Raw genomic sequence first — 12,998 nt, forward strand, 5'->3', positions numbered from 1 at the left:
ACGCTGCCGGCAGTAGCGTTCCGTACATGAGACTCGGTGTCCTCGACGTGGGTTCGAACACGGTGCATCTGCTGGTGGTCGACGCCCACCCCGGTGCGCGGCCGCTGCCCGCGCACTCGCACAAGGCCGAACTGCGCCTCGCCCAGCTCCTCGGCGCCGACGGATCGATCGGCCCCGAGGGCGTCGACCGTCTGGTGTCGGTCGTCCACGAGGCGCTCCGGGCCGCCGAGGACAAGGGCGTGGAGGAGCTGCTGCCGTTCGCGACGTCCGCGGTGCGCGACGCGAGCAACGCCGACGACGTCCTCACCCGCGTCCGCGACGAGACCGGCGTCGAGCTGCGGGTGCTCAGCGGCGAGGAGGAGGCGAAGCTCACCTTCCTCGCCGCCCGCCGCTGGTTCGGCTGGTCCTCCGGCAAGCTGCTCGTCATCGACATCGGCGGCGGCTCGCTGGAGATCGCGTACGGCATGGACGAGGAGCCGGACGCCGCGGTGTCGCTGCCGCTCGGCGCGGGCCGCCTCACCGTCGGCCGGCTGCCCGGGGACCCGCCCGAGGCCGAGGACGTGCGCGCGCTGCGCCGCCATGTCCGTACCGAGATAGCGCGCACGGTCGGCGAGTTCAGGCGGTTCGGCGCGCCGGACCACGTGGTGGCCACCTCGAAGACCTTCAAGCAGCTCGCCCGGCTCGCGGGCGCCCCGGGCTCCACCGAGGGCCTGTACGTCCAGCGCGAGCTGAAGCGCGAGTCGCTGGAGGCCTGGGTGCCGCGGCTGGCCGGGATGACCGTCGCCGAGCGCGCCGAGCTGCCGGGCGTGTCCGCGGCCCGCGCGGGGCAGCTGCTCGCCGGCGCGATGGTCGCCGAGGGCGTCATGGACCTGCTCGGCGTGGAGCGCCTGGAGATCTGCCCCTGGGCGCTGCGGGAGGGCGTCATACTCCGCCGCCTCGACCACATGGGCCCGGCCTGAGCCGTCCAGTCCCCCGGAGCGCGACGCCGGCGGCCCGTCCGCGGGCGTCCGCCCTCCGCCGCGGCCCGCTATGGCAAACACCACAACGGCGAGACAGCACCCCGCACCGCCCCCGCCCCACCCCGTAACCTGAGGCTCGTGGCAGAAGCAAGGGACGTAGTCCGCATCCCGGATGCGAAGGTCGCCCTGTCGACGGCCTCCGTGTACCCGGAGTCGACGGCGACGGCCTTCGAGATGGCCGCGCGCCTCGGATACGACGGCGTCGAGGTGATGGTCTGGACGGATCCGGTCAGCCAGGACATCGAGGCCCTCCGCAGGCTCAGCGACTACCACCGCATCCCCGTCCTCGCCGTCCACGCGCCCTGCCTGCTGATCACGCAGCGCGTGTGGTCCACCGACCCCTGGACCAAGCTCCAGCGGGCCCGGGCCGCCGCCGAGAAGCTCGGCGCGTCGACGGTCGTCGTCCACCCGCCCTTCCGCTGGCAGCGGCAGTACGCCCGCGACTTCGTGGACGGCATCTGGCGGATGGCGAACGAGACCGACGTGCGGTTCGCCGTGGAGAACATGTACCCCTGGCGCTACCGCGACCGCGAGATGCTGGCCTACGCCCCCGACTGGGACGTGACCAAGGAGGACTACCGCCACTTCACGATCGACCTCAGCCACGCCTCCACCTCCCGCACCGACACCCTGCGGATGGTCGAGCGCATGGGCGACCGGCTGGGGCACGTGCACATGGCCGACGGCCGGGGCTCCGCCAAGGACGAGCACCTGGTGCCCGGACGCGGCGACCAGCCGTGCGCCGAGGTGCTGGAGGGGCTGGCGAGGAGCGGTTTCGACGGTCATGTCGTGATCGAGGTCAACACCCGGCGCGCCATGTCCAGCGCCGAGCGCGAGGCCGATCTGGCGGAGGCCCTGGCCTTCACCCGCCTCCACCTCGCCTCCGCGTCCTCCCCCTCCCCCTCCTCCCCTCCTTCACCGTCCGCCCTCCGGGCGCCCCGGCGATGACCGGCGTGACCGCGAGCGACGGCCCGGCCGCCCCCGCGCGGGGCGCCGGCGCCCCCCGGCGCCGCGGCCGCCCGCCGCGCACCGAGTCGGCCGGCACCCGCGACCGCATCCTCGACGCGGCCCGCGAGGAGTTCTCCGCGCAGGGCTACGAGAAGACGTCCGTGCGAGGCATCGCCAAGGCCGCCGGGGTGGACTCCGCCCTCGTGCACCACTACTTCGGCACCAAGGAGCGGGTCTTCGAGGCCGCCGTCGAGATCGCGTTCGGACCGGTGCTCGACGAGCGGGAGACGGTGACCGAGGGGCCGCTCGACGAGGTGGGCGAGCGGATGACCCGCATGATCATCGGACTGTGGGAGAACCCGGTCACGCGCGCCCCCCTGCTCGCGATCATCCGCTCCGCCGTCACCAACGACGCCGCGGCCGCCGTCTTCCGCCGCCTCGTCGTCAGCCAGCTGATGCGCCGGATCGCCGGCCGGCTCGACCGGCCGGACGCGGAGCTGCGGGCCGAGCTGGCCGCCGCCCAGCTCGTCGGCATCGTGATGATCCGGTACGTGATCCGGGTGGAACCGCTCGCCTCGGCCGACCCCGAGGACATCGTCCGACGGGTCGCGCCGGTCGTGCAGGGCCACCTCACCGGGGACTGACGGTCCGCGAGGCGGGCTCACCCGGGGCTGAGCACCCGCGACGACCGGACTCACCGGCGGCCGACCGCCCACGACGGCCGGCCGGGCTCCCCGGTGACCGACCGCCCGCGCGCCCTGGGCGCCTGAGACACGCGTCCCGTATTCCGGACACCTTGTCCCGCCCTCTGGATGACCGGCGTACGCTCGATGCCGTCAGAACTCTCTGGCAAGGACTCCCCGAAGGTCTGAAGGAGCGAGCGACGATGCCCGAGCTGAGGTCCCGCACAGTCACCCACGGCCGCAACATGGCGGGCGCCCGCGCCCTTATGCGCGCCTCCGGTGTACCCGGTGCGGACATCGGCCGGAAGCCGATCATCGCGGTCGCCAACAGCTTCACCGAGTTCGTCCCCGGCCACACGCACCTCGCGCCGGTCGGCCGGATCGTCAGCGAGGCGGTCGTCGCGGCGGGCGGCATCCCGCGCGAGTTCAACACCATCGCCGTCGACGACGGCATCGCGATGGGCCACGGCGGCATGCTCTACTCGCTGCCCTCCCGCGACCTGATCGCGGACAGCGTGGAGTACATGGTCGAGGCGCACCGCGCGGACGCCCTGATCTGCATCTCCAACTGCGACAAGATCACCCCGGGCATGCTCAACGCCGCGCTGCGGCTGAACATCCCCACGGTGTTCGTCTCCGGAGGCCCGATGGAGGCCGGCCGGGCCACCCTGGTCGACGGCACGGTCCGCACCCTGGACCTGATCGACGCGATGGTCGAGGCGGCCAACGACAAGGTGTCCGACGCGGACGTGCTCCGCATCGAGGAGAACGCCTGCCCCACCTGCGGCTCCTGTTCCGGCATGTTCACCGCCAACTCGATGAACTGCCTCACCGAGGCGATCGGCCTCTCCCTCCCCGGCAACGGCTCGGTCCTGGCCACCCACACCGCCCGCAAGGACCTGTACGTCCGTGCGGCCGAGACGGTCATGGACCTCACCCGCCGTTACTACGAGCAGGACGACGACACGGTCCTGCCCCGCTCCATCGCCACCTTCCAGGCGTTCGAGAACGCGATGGCGCTGGACATCGCCATGGGCGGCTCCACCAACACGATCCTGCACCTGCTGGCCGCCGCCCAGGAGGCCGAGGTGCCGTTCGGCCTCACCGAGATCGACGCCCTCTCCCGCCGCGTCCCGTGCCTCGCGAAGGTCGCCCCGAACGTCGCCAAGGACCGCACGTACTACATGGAGGACGTGCACCGCGCGGGCGGCATCCCCGCCCTGCTCGGCGAACTCCACCGCGCGGGCCTGCTCAACGAGGACGTCCACGCCGTCCACAGCCCGTCCCTCGCGGACTGGCTGAAGACCTGGGACATCCGCGCCGGCTCCCCCTCCCCGGAGGCGGTCGAGCTGTGGCACGCGGCCCCCGGCTGCAAGCGCTCCGCCGAGGCCTTCTCCCAGTCCGAGCGCTGGGACGCCCTCGACGAGGACGCCGAGGGCGGCTGCATCCGCTCCGCCGAGCACGCCTACTCCAAGGACGGCGGCCTGGCGGTGCTGCGCGGCAACCTCGCCGTCGACGGCTGCGTGGTGAAGACGGCCGGCGTCGACGAGTCCATCTGGACCTTCGAGGGCCCGGCGGTCGTCTGCGAGTCGCAGGAGGAGGCCGTCCAGAAGATCCTCACCCAGCAGGTGAAGGAGGGCGACGTCGTCGTCATCCGCTACGAGGGCCCCAAGGGCGGCCCCGGCATGCAGGAGATGCTCTACCCGACGTCGTACCTGAAGAGCCGCGGCCTCGGCAAGGCCTGCGCCCTGATCACCGACGGCCGCTTCTCCGGCGGCACGTCCGGCCTGTCCATCGGCCACGCCTCCCCGGAGGCGGCCTCCGGCGGCACCATCGCCCTGGTCGAGGACGGCGACCGCATCCGCATCGACATCCCGGGCCGCTCCGTGGAGCTGCTGGTCGACGACGCGGAGCTGGCCCGCCGCGAGGAGGCTCTCGGCGGCCGGTACGCCCCGAAGAACCGCGACCGCAAGGTCTCCGCGGCCCTGCGGGCCTACGCGGCGATGGCGACCAGCGCGGACAAGGGCGCGGTCCGCGACGTGACCAAGCTGGGCTGAGGCCGCCCGCCACCGCGCCGTCACGACCCCGCCGCCCGTCACCAGGCGGCGGGGTCGCCCGCGTCCACGGCGAAGACGGCGCCGTCGGGGGCGCCCGCGACGACGTGGTCACCCGCGAGGACGGGCACGGCCAGTGTCCCGGGGACGCGGTCGGGCGCGGGCCCGAGCCGCGGCCGGGTCTGCCCGAGGAGCGTGCCCTCGCGGGCGTCGACGCCGAGCAGCCGTCCGTCGGGAGCGGAGACGTACACGTGCCGTCCGTCGGAGGCGGGCGCCGAGCCCCGGCTCACCCCCGTCTCCAGCCGCCACCGCTGTTCGCCGGCGGCCATGTCGACGGCCGCGAGTGATCCGCCCGCCCCCATGAGGTACACGGTGTCGCCGTGCACGCCTGCCTCTGCCGCAGGGACAGGTACGGGCAGCGCCACCCGCCGTGTGTCGCCGGTGCCGGGCGTGAACCGCACCACGGCCCCGGCGTCCCCGTGGACGGCCCCGTCCGCGACGAGGTACACGTGTCCGTCAGCGGCTCCCACGGGCGTCAGCGATCCCTCGAGCTCCGTGTCCCACCGCACGTCCCCCGTCGCCGGGTCCACCGCGGTGACGCGGGTCGCGCTCCCGTCCGCGGACGGGAGCGCCGCGAAGGCCGACGGCTCCTCTCCGCCGAACGAGGCGAAGTACGGAGCGGCGTGACCGGGGATCCGGCGGGACCACCTGGTCTCGCCCGAGGCGCTGTCCACGCCCGTGACCATCCCGTCGGCGCGGGTCAGCAGCAGGGTGTCGCCCACCGCCCGCACCCCCTCGTAGGCGGGCGTGTCCCCCTGCCGCCACACCGGCTCGCCCGTGGCCGGGTCGAGTGCCTCGAGGTCGCCGATCCGGTCGAGGGAGGGCTGGAGCAGACCGCCGGACAGGACGGGCGGTTCGCTCCGCGTCGTCCCCGGGACGGCGTCGTGCCGCCACACGGTGCGGCCGTCGGCCGGATCGAGGGCGAGGACCATGCCGGGCACCGCACAGAGCAGCCTTCCGGCCCCGTACGTGCACTGGGGGACGCCGCTGTCCTCCGAGCCGGGCACCGTCTCCCACACGGCCGGTCCGGCCGGCGCGCTCCGCGCGGCGGCGGTCCGGCGCGGCGGCGGTGTGTCGCCGAACACCTCGAGCGCGGCGAGCCCGCCGAGCACGGCCAGGCACAGAACCCCGGCCACCAGGGCCGCCCGTCGGCCCGGACGCCGCGCGGCCCGCTCCGCGGACGCGTCCGCAGGAGGTGCGGCAGCGGCTTCCTCCTGAGCGCCGGACGTCTCGTGTGCGCCGGACGTCTCCCGTGCCGCGGACGACTCCTGCGTCTCCGGGGCCCGTTGCCCCGGCAGGAACACCTGTGTCTCGTACCTCGCCGACAGCGACCGCAGTTCCCGCATCAGCTCGTCCGGAGTGGGCCGGTCGTCGGGCTCCTTCGCCAGACACCGCCGCACCAGGGGCGCGATGGACTCCGGCACACCGGTCAGTTCGGGTTCGTCGTGGACGACCTGGTAGGCGACGACGTAGGGGCTGTCGGAGTCGAAGGGGCCGCGCCCCGTCGTCGCGTGCACCATGAGCGAGCCGAGCGCGAACATGTCGGCGGCGGGGCCCACTTCACGGGGGGTGCGGAACTGCTCGGGCGCCATGAACGGCGGCGTGCCGATCAACTTTCCGGTCTCGGTGCGCAGTTCGCTGTCCCTGGGCCGGGAGATCCCGAAGTCGATGACCTTGGGCCCGTCGTCGGCGAGCAGCACGTTGCTCGGCTTCAGGTCCCGGTGCACGACACCGACCCGGTGGATGTCCCGCAGCGCCTCGGCGAGCCCGGCCATCAGCCGACGCGACTGGTCCGGGTCCATGGGGCCGTTCCGGTTCACCTGTTCGGAGAGTGTCGGACCGGGGATGTAGAGGGTGGCCATCCAGGGGCGCCCACCGTCGGGGTCGGCATCGACGACGGGCGCCGTGAAGGCTCCGCTCACCCGTCGCGCGGCGGCCACCTCCTGCCGGAAACGCCCCCTGAACTCAGGGTCCATGGCGTAGCGGGCGTGAACGACCTTCACCGCGACCCGCATGCCGGAGGGGCTGCGGGCCAGATGCACGACGCCCATGCCCCCGGAGCCCAGACAGGACTCCAGACGGTAGTGACCGGTGTATGCAGGAAGTTCCGCTTCCGCACCTGCTCCGGTGTTCCGCTGCGGCGTCAAGGAACCACCCCCGTGCTGCTCGTTCGCGCGCGCGACGCTCGGAGCCTAGTCGATGGTGCGTGCGGGACGGCTGCGGCGTGCCCGTCTTCCTGTGCGATGTGCGCATGGGTGTTTCATGGGTGACGTCAGGGGAATCAACGTGACCCCACGACAGTCGTGGGGTGCGACGGGGGAGGTTTTTGCATGTCTGTCGAGCAGACCGGAGGCGTCATGGGCGGGGGCGCGACCGAAACGACGGCCGCGGACGTCGAGGGCGTGAAGGGGAGGGCGACCACGGCGGCCGCGCTCGCGGCGTCCTATCCGGTGGCGCCCGGCTACCAGCTGAACGTCCGCAGCGGTCCCGGCACCGGCTACTCCGTCGTCCGTGTCCTGTCCGAGGGCGCCCGGGTCCGGATCAACTGCCAGACGCCGGGCACCTGGGTGACGGGTCCGTACGGCACCTCGAACATCTGGGACAACATCGGCAGCGGCCAGTACGTCTCCGACACCTACATCCGCACCGGCAGCGACGGGTACGTCGCCCCCCGCTGCTAGGCCCTCGCCTCGCGGGACGCCTCCGGCGCCGGCCGACGGGCCGGGGCGGGGGGCTCCCGCGGTCATGCGGGGGAGGAGTCACAATCGACCCGTGAGCGCAGAAGAGAACCGCACCGACGGTGTCCCGGCCACCCCCGCCGGCCCCCGCCCCGAGCCCCTCCGCTTCTTCGGGACGACCTGGGTCGACCACTCCCGCGGCTACGCCGTCCGCCGCGTCGGCGTCGCCGTCGGTTCGCTGGCCGCCGCGGTCGCCGCCTGCCTCCTGCTGCGCTTCGCCCACCAAGGGCTGCAGATCGCCGAGATCGGCGGCTTCGTCCCGCTGCTCGTCGTCGTGATGTTCGCGGTCTGCAGCGCGCTCGCCTTCGGGCACACCTGGTCCTCCTTCTCCACCCGCCCCGACCCCGACCGCCAGGCGTCCCTGCGCGGACTGATGTCCATCGGATTCACCGGCTCGCTGCTCGCCTACTTCCTCCGCTCCCTCACCGAGGCTCCGGGCGAGAAGCTGCACCGCGCCGAGTACGAGCAGGCCCGCGAGGAGTACGACCGCCGCATCACCCGCCGCTCGGGCAACCCCGCGAGGAAGCGCCGCCGCGACTCCTGAAAGCCACGCCCTCCCGTCCGTCCCGCGGCGACCATGGCCGTATGACGACATCGAGGGCCGACCAGGCCGCCCACACCGCCCGAGCCCGCTCCTTCGACGCGGTCGCCGCGCGGTACGCCGCCCACCGCCCCACCTATCCGCCCGCCCTGTTCGACGCGATCGAGGAGCTGACCGGCCGCCCGCTCGCCGGGTCCCGCGTGGCGGACGTCGGCGCCGGCACCGGCATGGCCACCGCCCGTCTGCTCGAACGCGGCGCGCACGTCGTCGCCGTCGAGCCCGGCGAGGGCATGGCCGCGGAGTTCCGCCGCCGGCTCCCCGGCACACCGGTCGTCCGCGGCGACGGCGACGCCCTTCCGCTCACCGGCCACAGCGCCGACCTGATCACCTACGCCCAGTCCTGGCACTGGACCGACCCCGCCCGCTCCGTCCCCGAGGCCCTCCGCGTGCTGCGGCCGGGCGGCGCCCTCGCGCTGTGGTGGAACATCAGCGCCCTCGACGTGCCGTGGATCGCCGAGGCGTCCGCCCGGGCCGGCCGGCACTTCGGGCGGGACCTCTCCCGCGAACAGCGCGACCTCGGCCCCCGCGCCGCCGACCCCTCCGGCCGTCTGGAGTTCATGCTCCGCACCGTGCGCTGGAGCCGCCGCGTCCCCGTCGACACGCACCTGGCCAACATCGGCAGCCACTCCCTCTTCCTCGTCCAGGGCGAGGAGCGCTCCGCCGCCTTCCTCGCCGAGGAGCGGCGCCACGTCCTCGGCGTCTTCCCGGACGGGATCGTCGAGGAGACCTACGACGTCGTCCTGCTGCTCGCCTCCGCGCCCCCGACGGCTTGACGTCCCGGCACGACCGGGAGGAGTATTCATCACATGATGAATTACTCCTCCCCGCCCCCGGAGGAACCGGCCGTACGCGCCCAGGACCTCACCGTCGTCCGGGGTCCCCGCACCGTGCTGCGCGGCCTCGGCTTCACCGTTCCGCGCGGCCGCATCACCGGCCTCCTCGGCCCCTCCGGCTGCGGCAAGTCGACGCTGATGCGAGCCGTCGTCGGCACCCAGGCCAAGGTCACCGGCACCCTCGACGTCCTCGGCCGCCCCGCGGGCCACCCCTCCCTGCGCACCCGCGTCGGCTACGTCACCCAGGCCCCGTCCGTCTACGACGACCTGACCGTCCGCCAGAACCTCGACTACTTCGCCGCCGTCCTCGACCCCGGCCGGGCAGCCGCCGACCGCCGCCACGACCACGTCACCCGCGCCCTCGACGACGTCGACCTCACCGACCACGCCGACTCCCTCGCCGGCGCCCTCTCCGGCGGCCAGCGCAGCCGCGTCTCCCTCGCCGTCGCCCTCCTCGGCACCCCCGAGCTGCTGGTCCTCGACGAACCCACCGTCGGCCTCGACCCCGTACTCCGCCGCGACCTGTGGCAGCTCTTCCACAGCCTCGCCGACCAGCGCGGCGCCACCCTCCTCGTCTCCTCCCACGTGATGGACGAAGCCGAGCGCTGCCACCAGCTGCTCCTCATGCGCGCGGGCCGGCTCCTCGCCGAGGGCGCCCCCGACGCCCTGCGCACCCGGACCGGCTCCGACACCGTCGAGACCGCCTTCCTGCGCCTGGTCGACGAGGCCGCCGCGGCCGGACGCACCAAGGAGACCACCCGATGACCGCCACGAGCGCCCTCAGCCTGCCGCGCACCACCGCCACCGCCGCCCGCGTACTGCGCCAGCTCCGCCACGACCCGCGCACCATCGCGCTGATGATCCTCGTGCCGTGCGTGATGCTGTTCCTGCTCCGCTACGTCTTCGACGGCAGCGCCCGCACCTTCGACACCATCGGCGCCTCGCTGCTCGGCATCTTCCCGCTGATCACGATGTTCCTGGTCACGTCGATCGCCACCCTGCGCGAACGCACCTCCGGCACCCTGGAACGCCTGCTCGCCATGCCGCTGGGCAAGGGCGACCTCATCGCCGGCTACGCCCTCGCCTTCGGCGCCGTCGCGGTCGTCCAGTCCGCCCTCGCCACCGGTCTCGCCGTGTGGTTCCTCGACCTCGACGTCACCGGCAGCCCGTGGCTGCTCCTCCTGGTCGCACTGCTCGACGCGCTCCTCGGCACCGCCCTCGGCCTGTTCGTCTCGGCATTCGCGGCGTCCGAGTTCCAGGCGGTGCAGTTCATGCCGGCGGTGATCTTCCCCCAACTGCTGCTGTGCGGCCTGTTCACCCCGCGCGACGCCATGCACCCCGCCCTGGAGGCGATCTCCGACGTCCTCCCCATGTCGTACGCCGTCGACGGCATGAACGAGGTCCTCCGCCACGCCGACCTCACGACCGCCTTCCTCCGCGACATCACGGTCGTCGCCGCCTGCGCCCTCCTGGTCCTCGCCCTGGGCGCGGCCACCCTGAAACGCCGCACGCACTGACCCCCGTCCCGCCCACCGGACACACCCACCCCGCCCACCCCCCGGATGGGACAATCACGCCCAGGACGACCCACCCCCCGGAGGGCACCCCCAGCCATGACCCAGAAAGTCGCAGTCCTCGGCACCGGCAAAATCGGCGAAGCCCTGCTCAGCGGGATGATCCGCGCCGGCTGGGCCCCCGCCGACCTCCTGGTCACCGCCCGCCGCCAGGAGCGCGCCGACGAGCTCCGCGCCCGTCACGGCGTCACCCCGGTCACCAACCAGGAAGCCGCCAAGACCGCCGACACCCTGATCCTCACGGTCAAGCCGCAGGACATGGGCACCCTCCTCGACGAGCTCGCCCCGCACGTCCCCGCCGACCGCCTGGTCATCAGCGGCGCCGCCGGCATCCCGACCGCGTACTTCGAGGAGCGCCTCACCGCGGGCACCCCCGTCGTCCGGGTCATGACCAACACGCCCGCCCTCGTCGACGAGGCCATGTCGGTCATCTCCGCCGGCCGCCACGCCACCGCGGACCACCTCGCCCACGCCGAGGAGATCTTCGGCGCCGTAGGCAAGACCCTCCGCGTCCCCGAATCCCAGCAGGACGCCTGCACGGCGCTCTCCGGCTCGGGCCCGGCGTACTTCTTCTACCTGGTCGAGGCGATGACCGACGCCGGCATCCTGCTCGGCCTGCCCCGCGACAAGGCGCACGACCTGATCGTCCAGTCCGCGATCGGCGCCGCGACGATGCTCCGCGACAGCGGCGAACACCCCGTGAAGCTGCGGGAGAACGTCACGTCCCCCGCCGGCACCACCATCAACGCCATCCGCGAGCTGGAGAACCACGGCGTCCGCGCGGCCCTCATCGCCGCCCTGGAGGCAGCCCGCGACCGCAGCCGCGAGCTGGCCTCCGGCAACAACGGCTGACGCCGGGCCGCCGCGCCTACCGGGCCGCGTTCAGCGCCACCGCCTCCGCTTCCGGGGCGGGCAGCAGGCCGATCGCCCGGTAGGCGGAGTCCACCGTCGGCCGCGCCATCCCCCGCGCCCGCCCCGCCCCCTCCCGGAGCACGCCGTCCACATATCCCGGATCGGCGCACAGTTCCTGGTGCCGCTCCCGCAACGGCCGCAGCACCTCGATCACGGCATCCGCCGTGTCTCTCTTCAGCGCCCCGTACCCGTCGTACGCCCCGGCCAGCTTCTCGGGGTCCCCGCCGGTGCAGGCCGCCAGGATCTCCAGCAGATTCGCGAGCCCCGGCCGCGACTCCCGGTCGTAGACGACCTCGCTGCCGTTGTCGGTCACGGCCCGCATGACCTTCTTCCGCACGACGTCCGGCTCGTCCAGCAGATAGACGATCCCCGGCCCGGAATCGTCGCTCTTGCCCATCTTCGACGCCGGGTCCTGGAGGTTCATCACCCGCGCCGCCACCGCCGGATTCGTCGCCCGCGGCACGACGAACGTGTGCCCGTACCGCTGGTTGAACCGCACCGCGAGATCCCGCGCCAGCTCCACGTGCTGCGTCTGGTCGTTCCCGACCGGCACCTCGTCCGTCCCGTACGCCAGGATGTCCGCCGCCATCAGCACCGGGTACGTCAGCAGCGACAGCCGCACGCTCCCGCCGCGCCGCCGCTCCCGCGCCGCCTTCTCCTTGTACTGGATCATCCGGCGCATCTCGCCGTCCGTGGCCACGCACTCGAGCAGGTACGACAGCCGCGCGTGCTCGTCCACATGGCTCTGCACGAACACCGTGCACCGCTCCGGGTCCAGCCCGGACGCCAGCAGCAGCGTGGCCGCCTGCCTGCTCAGCCGGCGCACCCGCGCCGGATCGTGGTCCACGGTCAGGGCGTGCAGGTCGACGATGCAGAACAGCGCGTCCGCCCGGTACTGGTCGACCGTGGCCCACTGCCGCATGGCCCCGAGGTAGTTCCCCAGCGTCAGATGTCCGGTCGGCTTGACACCGCTGAAGACCCGAGTCATCGCTTCTCCCTCTCCTGTGGTGGCCGCCGTCCGGTCCGGCCGCCCCTCGTAAGTCCCGGGGAGAAAACAAAACGGCCGCCGAGGCGGCGGCCGATGGGTGCATACGCAGGACGGCCGCCGTCAGGCGGCCCACCAGGACTGGCTGTGCGTACGCGTCGTCATGCCCACGAGAGTACGCCCCTGGGAGGGGGACCGCAGCGAGTTGACACGCACCCGGGGGATCCGTACTGTTCTCCGAGTTGTCCGACGTGAGCACCGACTCCGGTCGGCCCCGGACAGCCAATCCGCACGTACCACTACTGATCGACGTCAGCAGTCTGTCTGTCGGCGCTTCATCGGTATGCGTATTCGCGGAATGAGGAATCCGCACCCGAAAGGGAGCAGGACCCCGATTAGGTCGGGAGCCGGGAATCCGCTAAAGTCTCACTCGTCGGAACGGCCCGCAACGGCCGGAAAGACGGACCCCGCTGACTGGGGGTCAGGTCGAGAAAAAGATCTGATAGAGTCGGAAACACCGAAGGGAAGCGCCCGGAGGAAAGCCCGAGAGGGTGAGTACGAAGGAAGCGTCCGTTCCTTGAGAACTCAACA

12 protein-coding genes are annotated in these 12,998 nt (G+C 72.9%); 10 read left to right on the plus strand and 2 right to left on the minus strand.

Annotation, left to right across the window (positions count from 1 at the left end; translation table 11 throughout):
• The first annotated feature begins 26 nt into the window (after positions 1-26).
• The 4 genes from ACIQ8B_RS32355 to ilvD all read left to right on the plus strand — a co-directional run bounded on the left by ACIQ8B_RS32355 (position 27) and on the right by ilvD (position 4,707).
• Positions 27-959 (plus strand): Ppx/GppA family phosphatase, encoded by a 933-nt coding sequence (locus tag ACIQ8B_RS32355; RefSeq protein ID WP_403551822.1) that lies wholly within the window; start codon positions 27-29, stop codon positions 957-959.
• Between the two features lie 138 nt (positions 960-1,097).
• A complete protein-coding gene (locus ACIQ8B_RS32360; protein WP_403551824.1) occupies positions 1,098-1,967 on the plus strand; it encodes a sugar phosphate isomerase/epimerase family protein in 870 nt (289 codons plus the stop codon).
• Positions 1,964-2,611 carry a TetR family transcriptional regulator gene (locus tag ACIQ8B_RS32365; RefSeq protein ID WP_403551826.1) on the plus strand — a complete coding sequence of 216 codons (648 nt, stop codon included), beginning with the start codon at positions 1,964-1,966 and terminating at the stop codon, positions 2,609-2,611. Before ACIQ8B_RS32360 ends, ACIQ8B_RS32365 begins: the two co-directional genes overlap by 4 nt.
• 242 nt (positions 2,612-2,853) lie before the next feature.
• Positions 2,854-4,707, plus strand: coding sequence for a dihydroxy-acid dehydratase (ilvD, locus tag ACIQ8B_RS32370; protein ID WP_290005475.1), 1,854 nt, complete (start codon positions 2,854-2,856; stop codon positions 4,705-4,707).
• Positions 4,708-4,745: 38 nt separating this feature from the next.
• Here the strand turns inward: ilvD and ACIQ8B_RS32375 are convergent, their stop codons facing one another.
• Positions 4,746-6,911 (minus strand): serine/threonine-protein kinase, encoded by a 2,166-nt coding sequence (locus ACIQ8B_RS32375; RefSeq protein ID WP_403551828.1) that lies wholly within the window; start codon positions 6,909-6,911, stop codon positions 4,746-4,748.
• A 183-nt stretch (positions 6,912-7,094) separates the two neighbouring features.
• Between ACIQ8B_RS32375 and ACIQ8B_RS32380 the strand changes: the two genes are divergently transcribed.
• The 6 genes from ACIQ8B_RS32380 to proC all read left to right on the plus strand — a co-directional run bounded on the left by ACIQ8B_RS32380 (position 7,095) and on the right by proC (position 11,362).
• Entirely contained in the window at positions 7,095-7,445 is a 351-nt protein-coding gene (locus ACIQ8B_RS32380) for an SH3 domain-containing protein (RefSeq protein ID WP_290005479.1), read from the plus strand.
• A gap of 64 nt (positions 7,446-7,509) precedes the next feature.
• Complete coding sequence (locus ACIQ8B_RS32385; protein WP_290005480.1) at positions 7,510-8,046, plus strand: EamA/RhaT family transporter; 537 nt, start codon at positions 7,510-7,512, stop codon at positions 8,044-8,046.
• Positions 8,047-8,087: 41 nt separating this feature from the next.
• Complete coding sequence (locus ACIQ8B_RS32390; RefSeq protein ID WP_403551831.1) at positions 8,088-8,876, plus strand: class I SAM-dependent methyltransferase; 789 nt, start codon at positions 8,088-8,090, stop codon at positions 8,874-8,876.
• Positions 8,877-8,909: 33 nt separating this feature from the next.
• The gene (locus ACIQ8B_RS32395; RefSeq protein WP_290005483.1) at positions 8,910-9,701 is read left to right on the plus strand and encodes an ABC transporter ATP-binding protein; all 792 of its coding nucleotides are present in this window, start codon (positions 8,910-8,912) and stop codon (positions 9,699-9,701) included.
• Positions 9,698-10,453 carry an ABC transporter permease gene (locus ACIQ8B_RS32400; protein WP_290005485.1) on the plus strand — a complete coding sequence of 252 codons (756 nt, stop codon included), beginning with the start codon at positions 9,698-9,700 and terminating at the stop codon, positions 10,451-10,453. Before ACIQ8B_RS32395 ends, ACIQ8B_RS32400 begins: the two co-directional genes overlap by 4 nt.
• A 96-nt stretch (positions 10,454-10,549) precedes the next feature.
• A complete protein-coding gene (gene proC / locus ACIQ8B_RS32405; RefSeq protein ID WP_106413082.1) occupies positions 10,550-11,362 on the plus strand; it encodes a pyrroline-5-carboxylate reductase in 813 nt (270 codons plus the stop codon).
• A 16-nt stretch (positions 11,363-11,378) separates the two neighbouring features.
• Here proC and trpS read toward each other — a convergent pair whose 3' ends face one another.
• Complete coding sequence (gene trpS / locus ACIQ8B_RS32410; RefSeq protein WP_403551834.1) at positions 11,379-12,410, minus strand: tryptophan--tRNA ligase; 1,032 nt, start codon at positions 12,408-12,410, stop codon at positions 11,379-11,381.
• Between the last annotated feature and the right edge of the window lie 588 nt (positions 12,411-12,998).

This window comes from Streptomyces sp. NPDC096105, from assembly GCF_044763335.1.
In the GTDB taxonomy this organism is placed as follows: domain Bacteria; phylum Actinomycetota; class Actinomycetes; order Streptomycetales; family Streptomycetaceae; genus Streptomyces.

Bases quoted from the DNA above. Each gene is read 5' to 3' on its own strand.
- ACIQ8B_RS32355 (WP_403551822.1), top strand. From the start codon at position 27: ATGAGACTCGGTGTCCTCGACGTGGGTTCGAACACGGTGCATCTGCTG.
- ACIQ8B_RS32395 (WP_290005483.1), top strand. From the start codon at position 8,910: ATGATGAATTACTCCTCCCCGCCCCCGGAGGAACCGGCCGTACGCGCC.
- ACIQ8B_RS32380 (WP_290005479.1), top strand. From the start codon at position 7,095: ATGTCTGTCGAGCAGACCGGAGGCGTCATGGGCGGGGGCGCGACCGAA.
- ACIQ8B_RS32390 (WP_403551831.1), top strand. From the start codon at position 8,088: ATGACGACATCGAGGGCCGACCAGGCCGCCCACACCGCCCGAGCCCGC.
- ACIQ8B_RS32365 (WP_403551826.1), top strand. From the start codon at position 1,964: ATGACCGGCGTGACCGCGAGCGACGGCCCGGCCGCCCCCGCGCGGGGC.
- ACIQ8B_RS32385 (WP_290005480.1), top strand. From the start codon at position 7,510: ATGCGGGGGAGGAGTCACAATCGACCCGTGAGCGCAGAAGAGAACCGC.
- trpS (WP_403551834.1), bottom strand. From the start codon at position 12,410: ATGACTCGGGTCTTCAGCGGTGTCAAGCCGACCGGACATCTGACGCTG.
- ilvD (WP_290005475.1), top strand. From the start codon at position 2,854: ATGCCCGAGCTGAGGTCCCGCACAGTCACCCACGGCCGCAACATGGCG.
- ACIQ8B_RS32400 (WP_290005485.1), top strand. From the start codon at position 9,698: ATGACCGCCACGAGCGCCCTCAGCCTGCCGCGCACCACCGCCACCGCC.
- proC (WP_106413082.1), top strand. From the start codon at position 10,550: ATGACCCAGAAAGTCGCAGTCCTCGGCACCGGCAAAATCGGCGAAGCC.